The sequence below is a fragment of the Flavobacterium celericrescens genome (assembly GCF_011392075.1).
Classification (GTDB): domain Bacteria; phylum Bacteroidota; class Bacteroidia; order Flavobacteriales; family Flavobacteriaceae; genus Flavobacterium; species Flavobacterium celericrescens.
The window spans coordinates 102,045-118,676 of sequence record NZ_JAAJBV010000007.1; the positions used below are offsets into that span (position 1 = coordinate 102,045).

Genomic DNA, 16,632 nt, shown 5'->3' on the forward strand with positions numbered 1-16,632 from the left:
TCCTTTAAAAATTATTTAAGAAATACAGACATATTTGTTACTTATAGCTTTTTTATATGCTATTTTAATAAATTTTATCTAATTTTATAATAATAATGTCTTTCTTGAAAGAAATTGTTATTAAAAGTAGATTGTTAAATAATTTAATACTGTTTTCAAATGTTGCATCAAGATGAAGAAGAAAAACGATTAAAGGTTTTAAAAGAGTTTAATATACTTGATACTAAGCCCGAAGAGATTTATGATGACATTACTCAAATAGCTTCATCTATTTGTAATATGCCAGTTGCGATGATTAGTTTAGTTGATAAAAATCGTCAATTTTTTAAGTCGCGCCTTGGTGTTGATATTTCAGAAACACCTATTGAAAATTCAGTATGTTATCATGCCATCCTTTCAAGAGATGAGGTTTTTGAAGTTCCTGATTTACGAATGGATGATCGGTTTAAAGCGTTTCCATTGGTTGTTAATGAACCGCATTTTGTTTCTTATTTTGGTGTTCCATTGTTAAATACACAAGGGGTTGCTTTTGGAGCTTTGTGTGTGTTGAGTAAAGATGAGGTAAAAACAATTTCTGAAGAACAAAAAAAGTCTTTAAAAAAATTAGCAAAACAAGTTATCTATATTTTAGAATTAAGAAAAAAGCAAGAAGAATTGACTATTTATCATGAACAAGTAGAGAATTATGCTCAAGAAATGGAAAATTTTGCATTCACAGCAGCTCATGATTTAAGGTCGCCTTTGAGGGCTATTAATTCTTTTTTAAAAATGATTGAAGCTAAAAGCAATCAAGACGATGAAAAAGAAAAAGTGTATTTTAAATTTGTTTTTGATAGTGTAAAACGAATGGATAAGCTGATTGTAGATTTGTTAGAATATGCTAAATCAAATAAAAAAATAGCTGATAAAGAACTAATTAATTTGAATCAGCTGGTTACAGATGTTTTTTCGAGTTTGGTAGAAGATAATTTAGCAGAAAAGCCTTTGCTTTCAAAAGGTGATTTGCCTGAAGTTTTTACATCAAAGATTGCAATCAATATGGTATTTCACAATTTGATTGATAATGCCTTGAAATATCAAAAAAGCGATAATGTAGCTGCTATAACGATTAATTATGCTGAAGATTCAAAATCCCATATTTTTGAAATAATTGATAACGGAATTGGCGTTGAAGAAGAGCATTTGGAATTAATTTTTCAGCCTTTCAAACGATTACATACTCAGGCAGAGTTTGTGGGTAGTGGATTAGGGTTGGCTGCTGTAAAAAAAATGGTAGAAAGTTTAGGCGGTCAAATTTCTGTTAACTCACAAATCGGAGTCGGTTCTGTCTTTACTTTTTCGATTCCAAAATAAAATATTTATTTTCATTATTTTTTTATTATATTTATACCTTTATTAATTAAAATAAATTCGTTTTAATTTCAATATTACCTATGAAGTTAATAAAGGCCTTGTTAATAGATGATGATTTAGATGCAATTCAACAAATTAAAAAATTTGGAGAAGAAAACGCTGTTATCATTTCAGTATGTGGGTTTTCAAATACACTTCAAGAGAGTATAGAATTTATCAAAGAAGCTAAACCCGAACTTATTTTTTTCAATCCCTCTATAGAAAATCTAGCGCATTTTAATTCACTTAAGGAATTAGATTTTAATATTCCGAAGTTTATTTTTATTTCAAAAGATGAGAAAGATGCTTTTCAAGCTTTTAAACATAACGCAATTGATTTTTTAAAAAAACCATTAGATTTTAATGATTTGATCGTTTCTCTTTATAAAGTTATAAAAAATATAGAGATGGAAATTAGTTTTCAAGATCAAAAGTTAAACCAAATAAATTCGATTAATTCTTCTAGTCAGAACAATGGATTTTTAGCTATTTCATCTACTGATAAAATTGAATTGATTAAGGTTGATGATATTGTTTTTTGTAGAGCGGACGGTAAATACACAGAGTTTGTATTAAGTAATGGAACCAAGATTTTATCAAGTAAAAATTTAGGAGAATACAATAATGTATTGACTTATAATTACTTTTTTAGAATTCATCATTCCTATGTTATCAATATCAAGCACATCTCAAAAATCACTAAGAAAGATGGCTTGTATTGTGAGTTTACTAATGGTGTTGCTTTGCCGATAGCTAAACGTAGACAAGAAGAATTTATTAAGTTTATTAAACTATAATGCTAACGTTACATTTATTAAGTTATGTCCAAGAAGTTTAAAAGAATAATGATTGTTGATGATAATGAATTTGATTGTTACATTACATCAAAATTGATTAATAGTTTTGATTCAACAATAGATATAATGGAATTTAATTCCTCAACAACTGCAATTGAGTATTTGGAGGAGTATCAAAGCGATTTAAAAAAATTACCAAGTTTAATTTTTTTAGACATCTATATGCCTATATTAGATGGTTTTAAATTTATAGAAAGATTTTCAAAGCTTTCTGAAAAGATTAAAGATTATACTAAGATTTGTATTTTGTCGACTACTGTAGACGATCTTCATATACATAAAGCTAAAATTGATGAGAATGTATTGTTTACGAGTAAACCCATAACAATGGAGTTTATTCAAAGCATAGCTCAATAATCTTCAATTTATGAATTGTTCTGTTTCCTATTAAATGTGTTATTTTTACCATTTAAAACCTATTTATGAAACTGGCAATTATAACTCACGTTCAACATATAAAGCATAATAAACAATATTATGGCTATTCTCCTTATATACGTGAGATGAACATTTGGTTAAAATATGTTGATGAGGTAATCGTTGTAGCTCCTTTAGTTCAAAAAGAATTAAATCCAATTCATGAAAAATATAATCACTCAAAAATAGATTTTTGCCAAGTTAAAGAGTTTGATATTACTTCAGTTTTTAATGTGTTCAAAGCAATTTTTCTGTTGCCAAAAATTGCAATTCAAGTTTATAAAGCAATGTCTCAAGCAGACCATATTCATTTACGTTGCCCTGGAAATATGGGGTTAGTTGGAGCTATGGTTCAAATTTTATTTCCAAAAAAATCAAAAACTGCAAAATATGCAGGTAATTGGGATCCTAATGCTAAACAGCCTTTTACATACAAATTACAGCGTTGGATTTTGAGTAATACTTTTTTGACTAAAAACATGCAAGTTTTAGTTTATGGTACTTGGGAAAACCAATCTAAAAATATTAAACCTTTTTTTACCGCAACTTATAGTGAATCTGAAATTCAGGATTCAGCATTTAGCATTCAGAATAAGTCATTTCATGAACCTTTTGTTTTTCTTTTTGTTGGGACTTTATCCAAAGGGAAGCAGCCATTATATGCCCTTCAACTTTTAGAAGAATTGCATAAAGCAGGTAAAAAAGTAAACTTGAATTTTTATGGAGATGGAATTTTAAGAGATGATGTGGCTCAATATATAGCTACCCATAATTTAGGAAACATAGTTTCATTAAAAGGGAATCAAACTAAAGAAACAGTTTTAAAAGCATATCAAGATAGTCATTTTTTAATTTTACCTTCCAAAAGTGAAGGTTGGCCAAAAGTGGTTGCAGAAGCTATGTTTTGGGGATGTGTTCCTATAGTTTCAAAAGTTTCTTGTGTGCCCTATATGGTGGGTGATGGAAGGAGAGGAGTTGTTTTAATCGAGAAATTAAGTCAAGATATAAGTCAAATAAAAGCAGTTTTAGATAACAACGGAGTATATCAAAAAATGGCTTCCGAAGCAAAAATATGGTCAAGACAATTTACTACGGATAAATTTGAAGCAGAGATTAAGAATTTATTATTACAATAATATCATATTAGACTTTTCAGTTGAAACCGAATTATGGATTTTGTTCTTGTCTTTGATATTGAAATTGATTTTTGAAATTAACTTTGTTCTTGAACTTGAAATTTAATTCCCTATTTTTACAGCAATAAATTACCAATAAATGCGTGTTGTTCAATTAATAGATAGTTTAGAAGCCGGTGGAGCTGAACGTATGGCGGTAAATATTGCTAATGGTTTATGTAACAAGTTGTCTTTCTCGGCTTTAGTAACAACACGAAAGGAAGGAACGCTTAAAAAAAGTATTCAGAGCAACGTGGTTTATTCTTTTTTAGGTAAAGCACACACGTTTGATTTAAAAGCCATTTTGAGATTTCGTGCTTTTATACTTGCAAATAATATTGATATCATTCATGCCCATGGTTCTTCTTATTTTTTTGCTATTTTGGTTAAGATTACTTTCCCTAAAGTTAAAATTTTCTGGCACGATCATCATGGAAATAGAGTGCATAAACAAAAAACAAATAGTGTTTTAAAATTAGTTTCTTTCTTTTTTTCTGGTGTTTTTACTGTCAATGAAGAATTAAAAGATTGGGCGAGAAAGAAATTGTTCTGCAAAAATATTTATTTTATCCCCAATTTTGCAGTGGAAAATCTTACAGAAGTAGCAACAACATTTTTAAAAGGAGAAGCAGGCAAACGTATGATTTGTTTAGCTAATTTAAGAAACCCGAAAAACCATATTACATTGTTGAAATCTTTTGTAGCCAGTGATGCAAAAAAGCTAAACTGGACATTACATTTGGTAGGATATGATAAAAATGATGTTTATTCAAATAATTTAAAGCAATTTGTTAAAGAAAATGATTTTGAAGAAAATGTGTTTTTTTATGGAAGTTGCAATGATATTGGGTTGATTCTAAAGCAAGGAAATATAGGTGTTTTAACTTCTACTTATGAAGGGTTTCCAGTTACTCTTTTAGAGTATGGAATGGCAAATCTAACAGTTATTTCAACTAATGTAGGGTACTGTAAATCAGTAATTCAACATAATGTTACAGGTTTGTTGTTCAATCCACTAGATGAAATAGAACTAACTGATTGTATAAATTTTTTATTAAGAGATTGTATTCATTCTGAAAAATTATCGACGAACTTGTATAAATTTGTTAGCGAAAATTATTCAGAATTATTTGTAGTTAGTGCACTTATCAAACATTATAATAGGGCGAATTGAAAAATAAACAATTAACATATTTTACTATAATTGGAGCACATATTGCATTGGCAATACTAGTGTATACAATTCCATTTTTGTCTATTATTTATGGATTATTAATTCCTTTATTTGGAACGTTGTATGTTTTAAAAACACAGAATAAGCATAATGAAGTATTGTGGATTAGTGCTTATGTAGCAGCTTCTGAAGTTTTTTTAAGAATGACAGAAGGAAATTTAGTGCATGAAGTTGCTAAGTATGAAGTAATATACTTTATGGTATTAGGTATGTTTTATAAAGGGTTTTCAAGGAAAGCTTTGATATATGTTGTTTTCTTGTTGTTGCTAATTCCGGGGATAATCTATGGTTCATATGAGTTGAGTTTTGAAGCAAATGTGCGTAAGGCTATTTTATTTAATATTTTGGGACCAATATGTTTAGGAGTAAGCGCTATTTATTGCTATCGAAGACCAGTAACTTCCAATACAATCTATAAAATTTTAGCCTTTACAGGATTTCCTATTATTACCATTGTCACTTATTTGTTTTTAAAAACTCCAAATGTAAAGGAAGCAGTAACAGGAACTTCGTCAAATTTTGCTACTTCCGGAGGGTTTGGACCCAATCAGGTTTCAACTATATTAGGATTGGGTATGATTGTGTTTTTTGCTTTGTTTTTGTTGTATTCAAAAACTAAAAAAGAAATTGTTATTCATATAGCATTATTGTCTATTACATCGTTTAGAGCAATTGTTACGTTTTCGAGAGGAGGCGTCTATACAGGAGTGTTAGGAATTTTACTCTTAATAGCTATCGTTTATTTGTATTCTAATCAACAAAATAAAAGTAAAATTTTGGCATTGTTTGTCTTTATGTGTTTAGGAGGGACAGGTGTTTGGATTTTTAGTTCTTATCAAACTAGTGGAATGATTGAATATCGCTACGCTAATCAAGATGCAGCGGGACGTGTAAAGAAAGATAAATTAGGAGGAAGGGAAGAAATTTCTAGAACTGAATTGGCTATGTTTTGGGAAAATCCATTAACTGGTGTAGGGGTTGGAAAAAATAAAGAATATAGAGAAGAGCTAACAGGAAGGGTAGCCGCATCTCACAATGAAATCACACGAATGTTAGCAGAACAAGGAGCGCTCGGGATAGTGTGCTTATTAATTTTAATAACAACTCCACTGTTTTTATATTTTGATAATAAGCAACATTTGTTGTTATTGTCTTTTTATGTTTTTTGGTTGTTAACCATTAATCATGCGGCTATGCGTATAGCAGCTCCCGCTTTTATTTATGCTTTATCACTTTTAAAAGTTTCATTTACAAATGAAGAAACGCCTGTTGTACATAGGGAATCAGCTGTCTAAACATGGCTATAATAAAACATCAATAGAAACCCTAGGTGTTTTTTTAGCAGATGAAGGATATGAATTGAGTTATACGTCTGATAAAAAAAATCAGTTGTATAGGTTATTAGATATGATAGGTACTACTTTCTATAATGTAAATAAGGTAGATTTTATTTTAATAGATACTTATAGTACATTTAGTTTTTGGTATGCCTTTTTTTGTAGTCAAATTGCGAGAGTATTTAATGTTAAGTATATATGTATATTAAGAGGAGGAGATTTGCCAAATCGGCTACAAAAAAATCCTAAGTTATGTAAAATGATATTTGCAAATGCTTATAAAAATGTAGCGCCTTCAGGCTATTTAAAGCAAGCTTTTGAACACCGAGGTTATTCCAATATTTTGTATATTCCAAACTCTATTGAAATTCAAAATTATTCTTATAAACAGCGTGAAAAAATAGCTCCAAATTTGTTGTGGGTGCGTGCTTTTGCTACAATATATAATCCTGAAATGGCTGTTAAAGTGTTATTTGAATTGCGCAAAACATATCCTAATGCAACATTAACTATGGTAGGACCAGATAAAGATGGAAGTTTGTTGCGTACCAAAGCTTTTGCAGATTCACTAGGTGTTGCTGTTTGTTTTACAGGGAAATTAGCTAAAGAAGATTGGTGGCAGTTGTCTGCAAATTATGATATTTTTATTAATACCACACATTTTGATAATACGCCAGTTAGTGTAATGGAAGCAATGGCTTTAGGTTTACCAGTAGTTAGTACAAATGTTGGAGGTATACCTTTTTTATTGACAGATAATGAAAACGCCTTGTTAGTAGATGATAATAATGCTAATCAAATGGTTTCTGCGATACTTAAATTACTTGAAAATCCTGTAGAGTCAAAAAAGTTATCTACAAGCGCAAGAAACTATATTGAGCAAATGGATTGGGAAATAGTAAAAAACAAATGGCACGCATTACTTGCTTAAAAATTAAATAATTGTTCTGTTTTAAAGTTTTATTTATTACTTTGCATTAGAATAATCCCCCAAATTATGATTAGTGCCAAAAAAATTCATTTTGAAATATCTGAGCGAAAAATTCTTTTACGTATCTTGGATGTGCTTTTTGTTGTGTTAACTTTAGCACTCATAGGTCATTTTTTACAATTTGATTATTTTAAAGTTTCTAAGACAAATTATTATTGGACACTAGTTTTAGCTTTATATATAAATTTCTTTGGGACAATTTTTGAGATGTATAATTTGCAAACCGCAAGTAATCGATTTCAAATTACTAAAAGTGTTATTCTTACTACAGCATTAACGGTATTACTGTATTTATTAACGCCTTTTTATACACCCATTTTACCATCAAATCGTTTGCAGATTATTTTATTTTTCTTCGCAATTTTGATTGCGTTATTGGTGTGGCGTAATTTGTATATTGTATTCTTAGCGTCAAATCGATTTCTTAAAAAGGTTTTGTTTATCGCAAGTAGCAAAGAAATAGATCAATTAGTAGCTGAATTATTTTCTGTTAATCCTCATTATAGTGTTGTGGGATATGTAGCAACAGATGAAACACCTCAAAAAACTAAAATTAATTTGGTTGATGAAACTTGTTTGGAAGCATTTATTTACAAAAATTATGTTTCTGAAATTGTGGTTACTCAAATTAAGAATAAGACAAATTCTATTGAATTGTATTCAGAATTACTGAGCTATTTAGAAAGAGGTGTTGTTATTCGTCAATACAAGGAAGTTTATGAGAATAGCACTTATCGATTGCCAATTAATTTTGAAAGTAAAGAACTGTATAAGTTTTTTCCTTTTAGTAGAAGTAATCAGAATAAATTGTATGTGTATTATAGTCGAATTTTTGATGTTGTTTTTTCTATAATTGGGTTATTTGGTTTCTTTTTGATTGCTCCAATTTTATGGATTATAAATCTTTTTGCAAACAAAGGAAAATTCTTTTACACACAAGAGCGCGTTGGAAAAAACGGCATTCCATTTACAATATACAAATTAAGAACAATGGTTCAAGATGCAGAGAAAAATGGAGCTGTTTTTGCTACTGCAAATGATGCAAGAATTACACCTTTTGGTAAGTTTTTAAGAAAGACTCGTTTAGATGAATTACCACAGTTTATAAATGTTTTAAAAGGTGATATGGCAATTATAGGGCCAAGACCAGAACGTCCTGTTTTTGTAAACGAAATTGCTCAAACCATTCCACTATATCAAACAAGACATGTTATTAAGCCAGGACTTACGGGCTGGGCACAAGTGAATTATTCTTACGGGACAAATCTTGAAGATAGTCTGATGAAATTGCGCTACGATTTATATTATATTAAACACCGAAGCTTGTTTTTGGATATTAATATTGTAGTAAAAACAATGAGTACGGTTTTGTTTTTTAGAGGGCAATAATCAGTGTTCAGTAATTAGTGTTTAGTTGGCAATATTATTAGCGTGTCAGATTTAATTTCTTACGCTGTAAAACAATTTTTCCAATCCAATAAAAATGTATTGTTATAAACGGCCATACAATTTCTAAGTGTATTTTGTTTAACATGTAAACGAAATAGATTAGTAAAAAGGCAAGACAAATTTTCCCAATTAAAACTATTTTAGCGTTGTTCTGTTTCCAATAATACCAAGCAAAAACTAATAATAGTGGATTGAATAATAAAATGTTATAATTCCATAATATTTCTTCATGGAGTGAATATAAACCGACTAAAGAGAAAAACATACCTAATAATCCTGCGATAATAAAATATGTTGTTTTAATCCATTTTTTGCCTAAAATAACTAAAAGTAGCAACGCGCCAATTAAAGAATAAATTGAGTTTAACCAATTGAAAGGAATGTTGGTTTTTTGAGCCACTAAAATTGTTTCATTCGATTTTTCTATAGCTTTTTCGTTAACTTTAGTTTGCGAAATTGCTTTTTTGAATTCGTAAGGTAAAAATAAACGCGTAGCAGGTTCATCTACTTTAGTTCCAAAAATTAATTGAATGCCTAATTTCATGTAAAAATCAGACATATATGGATACAAAATTTCTCTGTATGATTGATTTGAACTGCTCGATTTTATGTATTCTTTTCCTAAAGTAGTATTGATTTTGTCTACAACCATCGTAGTACAATTTCTATCAATGAATTTGTAAGTATAAAATCGATCATCACTATAAACAGATGCATTTAATTGCTGAAACAATTGGTTGATTTGTGTTGGAGAAAGTGCTAATTCTTGTTCAATAATTTCTCTATTTTCTGCCTGATAGTTGTAGTAAAAATCAATATAACTTCCGTTGGTTACAAAATATTGTAAATCGCCTTTTACAAACCGACCAATGAAATTAGGTGTGCTAAAATCAAATGCTCCATAATTATAAACAACGTCAATTTGTTGTGAAATATCTTGAATTCGAATACCTGTGTGACCATACATTGCATATGATTCTGGTCCAGTACCACAAGTTAAAATACTTACTTTAGCTTGGTTTGAAAGTGAAATATTTTGGGAAAAACCATTAAAAGAAATTAAAATTAGTAACGCGAAAAGTAGTTTTTTTATCATTCTTTATTTTGTTTCAAGTTTCAAGTTTCAAGTTTTTTATCCAATTATCTAGCGGTTATCTTCCATTATCTAAACAATTCCCAATCTACTTTTAACGAAAAAATATTGGAATACAAAGCAGCACTTTGATCACCCAAGTCGGTTAGTGCATAATCTACTTGGATGCCTTTGTATTTGAATCCTAACCCAATATTCGGCTGAAAACTTAGTTTTTTAGAATCGTCAATTTGTGTGATTTGTTGAAAATTGCCAACACCACCTCTTAAATAAACTAAATCAATATATCCAAACTCAAACCCTAAAGCTGGGTCAATACTTACAGCGCTAGTTGAAATGATATCGTTAGTTTGTGCAAATTGCATATTCAAATTGGCTGCAGCTAACAAGCTATAATCATAGCGAATAATCCATTTTTTAGACATTCCTAATTGTGCTTTTGGCAATGTGATTTCGCTAGTTTCTGGTAATTCTTGATTTTCGCCTGGAATGGCATCGGCAATTTCTTGGTATTTTTCCTCGTCGATAGTCCAAGTATTGTAAGTAGTGGTGATGTCACGAATCATTAAGCCAAATTTCCAATCTTCTTCATCACTAATGTATTGAATTCCTAAATCTAGCCCAAATCCCCATGAATTAGCAAAGTCGCCAATAACTCTTCGGATTACTTTTGCATTTACCCCATAATTTAAACCTTCAATAGGTAAGCTTCGTGCATAAGAAACGGTTAATCCATAGTCTGCTGTGGAAAACAATGAAATTCTATTGTAATCTATATTTCCTTCGCTATCAATTAATTGGGTGGTGTTTAAAATGTCGTCTACTCCAAAACGAATTAATGAAATTCCAACGGCACTTCGGTCGTCTATTGGCATTGCAAAACCAGCGTAATCATACTGGGCAATATTTGCAAAATAATTAGCGTGCATTAATGAAAACTGTTTGTCTTCTAAATGCAATAATCCAGCCGGATTCCAATAACCTGAATTTACATCATTTGTATGTGAAACCACTGCATTGGACATTCCTAAAGCGGCGGCATCAACACCAATATTCATAAACTCATTCGAATATTTTCGAACGGTTTGTGCGTAGTTTAATGAAGTAATACAAACGAAAAGAAATAAAACGGTCTTTTTCAATGCCAATTTTTTTACAAAGATGAAATAAATTTCTTAAATACTAAACTCTAAATGTATTAACTTATTGTATTACATTTGCTGTAAATTATTTAAATCTCTACTTTTTGAGTATTTTTTAAACGTATTTGTATGCAAATTAAAAAACACATTCCAAACGCTATTACTTTATTAAACCTTGCTAGTGGTTTATTAGCTATTATTGCCATTTTTAAAGGCTATTATGATGAAGCTTTTATTTTCGTTTGTGTGGGCATCTTTTTTGATTTTTGGGACGGATTTTTTGCTCGTAAATTTAATGTTTCTGGTGAATTAGGTTTGCAATTGGATTCGCTTGCGGATGTGGTTACAAGTGGAGTGGTGCCAGGACTTATGATTTTCAAGTTGTTGCAAGATATTCAGGAAGATGATACTTCAAAATATTTTTTAACGGAAGAATATTACTACATGGGATTTGTACCCTATTTAGGATTTATCATCACATTGGCTTCAGCTTATAGATTGGCAAAATTTAATATTGATACACGTCAAACAGATTCGTTTATTGGTTTACCTACTCCAGCGAATGCATTATTTATTATGAGTATTCCAATGATTCAATTTGCCGGAACACACGAATGGCTAGTTGATGCTTTGTTCAATCCATTTGTATTGTTGGGAATTAGTTTGTTAAGCGCTTACATGTTGAATGCAGAAATTCCTTTATTTTCTTTAAAGATTAAGAATTTTAGTTGGGAAAAAAATAAATTGCAAGTTATCTTTTTAGCCTTGTCAGTAGTTTTATTGTTTGTATTAGAATTTACTGCTTTACCTGTAATAATTTTACTTTATGTTGCGTTATCGGTACTAAATAATACTGTTTTGGCAAAAAAATAATGGCGCAACCTATTCGAAGAAAAAGAACAACTAAAAAAAGTAAACCACGTTTTTTTGGAAAGTGGTTTTTGGCTATTTTTTCTTTTTTTCTTATTTTGATTGTTTCTATTGGTATTTATAAATTCCGGGATGGTTTTTTGTATTATTTAGGCTTTAAAACCGATAAATATGCTAATGGATTAACCGCAGATGAACGAAAATTAGCCGATATTCGAATTTATGAAGTTTTACACAAGCATGATGATAAAGCCATTGGTTTTGATGTTTCTGAATATCAAAGCGAAATAGATTGGGAACAAACGTATCATATTGATGAATCGTTTGAATTGTCTTTTGTCTTTATTCGTGCAACGGCAGGAAAAGATAGAATCGATTCGAAATTTAAAGCGAATTGGAAAGGAGCAAAAGCGCGTCAATTGATTCGTGGCGCTTATCATTATTATCGACCAAACGAAAATTCAATTGAGCAAGCAGAAAATTTTATCAAAAATGTTAGGCTAAAAAAAGGCGATTTGCCACCCGTTTTAGATATTGAAAAATTACCTAAATCACAATCTATTGATAGTTTAAAAGTGGGTTTACGACGCTGGTTAAATAAAGTTGAAAAACACTACAAAGTAAAACCTATTATTTATTCAGGAGAAAGTTATTACACCGATTTCTTAAAAGATGAATTTTCAGAATACCCGCTATGGATTGCCAATTACAATTTTTGGCGTAATAATTTAGAATCTGATTGGCAATTTTGGCAATTCACTGAGAAAGCTCAAATTGAAGGTGTTGTTGGTATGGTTGATGTCAATATTTTTAATGGAGATAAAAATAAGTTGTTGATGAAGTGTATTCAATAACTGTTGATTATCATTTCCACGATTGACGTTAGTTACTAACTATGGAACTGATTATTTTCTGTTAAGAATAATATTTCTTGCGAAACGTGAAAGTTAATTTACCACAAAATTCGCACTTGTGCCAAACGTGTGTTAGCAGTAATTCTTATTATTTTAATTTTACTTCTTCCAAGAAATTATTCCACGCTGTTTTTCCAATTATTTGTGACGATTGGTAACCTGTTTGGAATACAATTACTCTGTCTTTTAACTTAATAGTATCTGCAAAATACTGCTTAATTTGCTTTTGATTATTAAGAAAAACAATCATATAATTTGATTTTGAGTCAGGACAATAAGCCGTCCTTTCTGCGTTTTTGAATAAACTTTTAAAATTTTGAATTTGAACTTTATTTTCTGCGGCATATTTTTCTTTTGCAACAAAAGCTGAATCGTCATGTGAATATTCATGCTGATTTTCTTTTTTTGTCAGGAAAACAATTTTTGTGCAGCTATCTACAGCTCCATAAAACTGTTCATCCTTTCTCGGTTGCCATGTTTTTTTATTTTTTTGATTACAGCTAATGATTGTTAACTGAATTAAAATTATAATAAAGAAGTTTCTCATATTTAAGTTTGCGTTCTGAAGAATTACGGCTAACTCTTGAATATACGATTTAAAAAAACTTAATGTGACTTAGTGCTTAACTTCGTGAAACTTTGTGATACAAAAAACTACTCTTTGTTCAAATTTAATTCACCTTTACCGTGAATGATGGTAGTTTTCGGAGCTTCAAAATCGATTTTCTTTTTACGTAATTCAAAATTTTGTCCTAAATAAACACGTCTAACTACTTCATCAGCTGCTAATTCTTCTGGTTTTCCTGCTTTTAGAATTCCTCCTTCAAACATTAAATATGTTTTATCTGTAATGGCTAATGTTTCTTGTACGTTATGGTCGGTGATTAAAATTCCGATATTTTTATTTTTTAATTGAGCAACAATTCTTTGAATGTCTTCTACAGCTACTGGGTCAACACCTGCAAAAGGTTCGTCCAAAAGAATGAATTTTGGATCTGTTGCCAAAGCACGAGCAATTTCAGTACGACGTCGTTCTCCACCCGAAAGTAAATCCCCGCGATTGGTGCGGATGTGTTGTAAAGCGAATTCATCAATTAACGCTTCCATTTTAGCTTCTTGTTCTGCTTTTGAAAGCGTAGTTAATTGTAACACACTCATGATGTTATCTTCGATAGTTAATTTTCTAAAAACAGAAGCCTCTTGTGCTAAATAACCAATTCCATTCTGTGCACGTTTGTACATAGGAAAATTAGTAATATTCATATCGTCTAAATAAATATTACCGCTGTTTGGTTTTACTAAACCCACAATCATGTAGAAAGATGTTGTTTTTCCAGCTCCGTTTGGACCTAATAATCCAACGATTTCTCCTTGGTTTACTTCAACGGAAATTCCTTTTACAACACTTCTTTTTTTATAGGTTTTGACTAGATTTTCTGCTCTAAGCTTCATAGTGTGGTTATGAGTTTAAAAGGTTATGAGTTTAAAAGACATTATGGTACAAATAAACAAATAAACAATTTAACAGTTAAACGAATTAACAATAATTTATTTTCTGCCTACTAAATACTCCTTACTGAACACTTTCTTCAAGTGCTTCCCAAAACTCATAGGCTCTTCTTAAATGAGGAATTACGATAGTTCCGCCAACTAAAGTGGCAATTCCCATAGCTTCCATCATTTCTTCTTTGTTTACGCCATTTTTATATGCGGTTTCTAAATGATATTTAATGCAATCATCACAGCGCAATACAGCTGAAGCTACTAATCCTAAAAGTTCTTTTGTTTTAACATCTAAAGCGCCTTCCATGTATGCGTTGGTGTCTACATTGAAAATTCTTTTGATGACTTTGTTGTTATCTGCTAACAATTTTTCGTTCATTTTCGAACGATAATCGTTAAATTCTTTTACTAAATCAGCCATTTTTTATGCGTTTAATTTTTCTTTTTCTTTGTTTTTAATCACTACAGCACTAATGAAAATGCTGATTTCATATAAAATTAATAAAGGAATCGAAACGACAATTTGGCTCACCACATCAGGAGGTGTGACAATTGCTGCAACTACCAATATTAATACGATAGCATATTTTCGATATTTTCTTAAAAATTCAGGAGTTACTAATCCTACTTTAGATAAGAAATAGATTATTATTGGCATTTCAAAAATTAATCCACAAGCAATTACAGAAGTTTTAATCATGCCGATGTAGGATTGAATGTTGATGTCGTTTTTGATTTCAGGACTTACTGTAAAAGTTGCAAAGAAATTAACAGACATTGGAATAATCACAAAATAGCCAAATAATACTCCTAAGAAGAATAATAAGGATGCGATTGAAATAAATGCCTTGGCGTATTTTCGCTCTTTTTCATATAAAGCAGGACTAATAAATTTCCATAATAGCCATAATATATATGGAAATGCTATAATAAACCCAGCGGTGATACATGTCCAAATCAATAGTGATATTTGACCTTCTATAGCTGTGTTTTGAATGTTAAAAGGTAATTCTTTGACACAAAAAGATTCTGCCAAATCTAATTTGGTTGATAATTCACAAAAAATGCGATAGGTAATAAAGTTTGGGTCCTTTGGGCCAAAAATAATTTCGTTAAAAATAAAATCACTAAAAAAGAAAGCTACCGTTGCGCAGATCAAAATGGCAATTGTGCTTCTAACTAATAACCAACGTAATTCTTCGAGATGGTCTAAAAACGACATCTCTCCCATACTTTTTTTTGTCATTATACAATTCCTTCTTTTAATATATCATGTAAATGTAATACGCCTTTATATTCATTGTTATCAATTACTACTAATTGCGTAATTGCATTGTTTTCTAAAATATCCAAAGCTTCTGAAACCAAGATAGTTGAACTAATATGTTTTGGGTTTTTTGTCATAATATCTTTAGCGGTTAAATCCGAAAAAGAATCACGATTGTTTAACATTCTTCGGATATCGCCATCAGTAATAATTCCAATAACATGGTTGTTTTCAATTACTGCGGTTACACCTAAACGTTTTTCAGAAATTTCCATGATTACCTTCTTGATAGATGCATCAGGTGTTACTATTGGTTTGTGAGTAGTGTCTAACATATCTTTCACACGAAGCAATAATTTTTTGCCTAAAGCGCCTCCTGGATGATAAACGGCAAAATCTTCGCTTTTAAAGTTTCTCATTTCCATTAAACAAACGGCTAAAGCATCTCCTAAAACCAATTGTGCTGTTGTGCTATTTGTGGGTGCTAAATTGTTTGGACAAGCTTCGTTTTCTACATAAGCATGTAAAATATAATGTGATTCTTTTCCTAAAAAAGAGTTTTTATCTGCAGTCATTCCGATTAATGTATTGCCAAAACGCTTTAAAAGAGGTGCTAAAACTTTTATTTCAGGACTGTTTCCGCTTTTTGAAATGCAAATTACAATATCTTCAGGTTGTACCATTCCTAAATCACCGTGAACAGCCTCAGCAGCATGTAAAAACATTGAAGGAGTTCCTGTAGAATTTAAGGTAGCTACAATTTTCTGAGCTATTAATGCGCTTTTTCCTATACCGGTTACTACTAGTCTTCCTTTGGTGTTAAAAATTTCGGTAACACTTTTTGCGAAGTCTTCATCTAGATAGTTTACTAGATTTTCAATGCTTTTACTTTCTGATAAAAGTGTTCTTTTTGCGGTGGCTAAAATCGTTTCAGTTGTGCTCAAAATAGAAATATTAAAAAATTTGTATGTCTAAAAGAAAATCGTATCTT

At 30.4% G+C, this 16,632-nt stretch carries 17 protein-coding genes; 10 read left to right on the top strand and 7 right to left on the bottom strand.

The window, feature by feature from the left end; all coding sequences use genetic code 11:
• The first annotated feature begins 159 nt into the window (after positions 1–159).
• The 8 genes from G4L40_RS10220 (at position 160) to G4L40_RS10255 (ending at position 8,792) form a co-directional block, all read left to right on the top strand.
• On the top strand, positions 160–1,353 hold the full coding sequence (locus G4L40_RS10220) for a sensor histidine kinase (protein WP_166237098.1): 1,194 nt from the start codon (positions 160–162) through the stop codon (positions 1,351–1,353).
• 80 nt (positions 1,354–1,433) lie between these two features.
• Positions 1,434–2,189, top strand: coding sequence for a LytR/AlgR family response regulator transcription factor (locus tag G4L40_RS10225; RefSeq protein ID WP_166237099.1), 756 nt, complete (start codon positions 1,434–1,436; stop codon positions 2,187–2,189).
• Positions 2,190–2,237: 48 nt separating this feature from the next.
• Positions 2,238–2,606, top strand: coding sequence for a response regulator (locus tag G4L40_RS10230; protein WP_166237100.1), 369 nt, complete (start codon positions 2,238–2,240; stop codon positions 2,604–2,606).
• A 65-nt stretch (positions 2,607–2,671) separates the two neighbouring features.
• Positions 2,672–3,802 (top strand): glycosyltransferase family 4 protein, encoded by a 1,131-nt coding sequence (locus G4L40_RS10235; protein WP_166237101.1) that lies wholly within the window; start codon positions 2,672–2,674, stop codon positions 3,800–3,802.
• 139 nt (positions 3,803–3,941) lie between these two features.
• Positions 3,942–5,015: a glycosyltransferase gene (locus tag G4L40_RS10240; RefSeq protein WP_166237102.1), complete on the top strand. Its 1,074-nt coding sequence runs from the start codon at positions 3,942–3,944 to the stop codon at positions 5,013–5,015.
• Positions 5,012–6,370, top strand: a complete 1,359-nt coding sequence (locus G4L40_RS10245) for an O-antigen ligase family protein (RefSeq protein WP_166237103.1) — start codon at positions 5,012–5,014, stop codon at positions 6,368–6,370. The genes G4L40_RS10240 and G4L40_RS10245 overlap by 4 nt, the downstream gene beginning before the upstream one ends.
• A complete protein-coding gene (locus tag G4L40_RS10250) occupies positions 6,330–7,343 on the top strand; it encodes a glycosyltransferase family 4 protein (protein ID WP_166237104.1) in 1,014 nt (337 codons plus the stop codon). Before G4L40_RS10245 ends, G4L40_RS10250 begins: the two co-directional genes overlap by 41 nt.
• Positions 7,344–7,409: 66 nt before the next feature.
• The gene (locus G4L40_RS10255) at positions 7,410–8,792 is read left to right on the top strand and encodes an exopolysaccharide biosynthesis polyprenyl glycosylphosphotransferase (RefSeq protein ID WP_166237105.1); all 1,383 of its coding nucleotides are present in this window, start codon (positions 7,410–7,412) and stop codon (positions 8,790–8,792) included.
• Positions 8,793–8,829: 37 nt separating this feature from the next.
• On the opposite strand, the gene G4L40_RS10260 is transcribed toward G4L40_RS10255, so the two are convergent.
• Together G4L40_RS10260 and G4L40_RS10265 are read right to left on the bottom strand one after the other, a co-directional pair.
• Positions 8,830–9,948, bottom strand: a complete 1,119-nt coding sequence (locus tag G4L40_RS10260; protein WP_166237106.1) for a lipoprotein N-acyltransferase Lnb domain-containing protein — start codon at positions 9,946–9,948, stop codon at positions 8,830–8,832.
• Positions 9,949–10,013: 65 nt separating this feature from the next.
• Positions 10,014–11,087, bottom strand: coding sequence for a putative type IX sorting system protein PorV2 (locus G4L40_RS10265; RefSeq protein WP_207785362.1), 1,074 nt, complete (start codon positions 11,085–11,087; stop codon positions 10,014–10,016).
• A 129-nt stretch (positions 11,088–11,216) separates the two neighbouring features.
• On the opposite strand from G4L40_RS10265, the gene G4L40_RS10270 reads away from it, so the two are divergent.
• Both G4L40_RS10270 and G4L40_RS10275 read left to right on the top strand, forming a co-directional pair.
• The gene (locus G4L40_RS10270; protein WP_207785364.1) at positions 11,217–11,960 is read left to right on the top strand and encodes a CDP-alcohol phosphatidyltransferase family protein; all 744 of its coding nucleotides are present in this window, start codon (positions 11,217–11,219) and stop codon (positions 11,958–11,960) included.
• Positions 11,960–12,811 (top strand): glycoside hydrolase family 25 protein, encoded by an 852-nt coding sequence (locus G4L40_RS10275; protein ID WP_166237107.1) that lies wholly within the window; start codon positions 11,960–11,962, stop codon positions 12,809–12,811. Before G4L40_RS10270 ends, G4L40_RS10275 begins: the two co-directional genes overlap by 1 nt.
• A gap of 148 nt (positions 12,812–12,959) precedes the next feature.
• Here the strand turns inward: G4L40_RS10275 and G4L40_RS10280 are convergent, their stop codons facing one another.
• The 5 genes from G4L40_RS10280 to G4L40_RS10300 form a co-directional block, all read right to left on the bottom strand.
• Complete coding sequence (locus G4L40_RS10280; protein ID WP_166237108.1) at positions 12,960–13,418, bottom strand: hypothetical protein; 459 nt, start codon at positions 13,416–13,418, stop codon at positions 12,960–12,962.
• Between the two features lie 107 nt (positions 13,419–13,525).
• Positions 13,526–14,323, bottom strand: coding sequence for an LPS export ABC transporter ATP-binding protein (gene lptB, locus G4L40_RS10285; protein ID WP_166237109.1), 798 nt, complete (start codon positions 14,321–14,323; stop codon positions 13,526–13,528).
• A 121-nt stretch (positions 14,324–14,444) separates the two neighbouring features.
• Complete coding sequence (locus G4L40_RS10290; RefSeq protein WP_166237110.1) at positions 14,445–14,795, bottom strand: carboxymuconolactone decarboxylase family protein; 351 nt, start codon at positions 14,793–14,795, stop codon at positions 14,445–14,447.
• 3 nt (positions 14,796–14,798) lie between these two features.
• The gene (gene tatC / locus G4L40_RS10295) at positions 14,799–15,620 is read right to left on the bottom strand and encodes a twin-arginine translocase subunit TatC (RefSeq protein WP_166237111.1); all 822 of its coding nucleotides are present in this window, start codon (positions 15,618–15,620) and stop codon (positions 14,799–14,801) included.
• The gene (locus G4L40_RS10300) at positions 15,620–16,585 is read right to left on the bottom strand and encodes a KpsF/GutQ family sugar-phosphate isomerase (protein WP_166237112.1); all 966 of its coding nucleotides are present in this window, start codon (positions 16,583–16,585) and stop codon (positions 15,620–15,622) included. The genes tatC and G4L40_RS10300 overlap by 1 nt, the downstream gene beginning before the upstream one ends.
• Positions 16,586–16,632 lie beyond the last annotated feature (47 nt).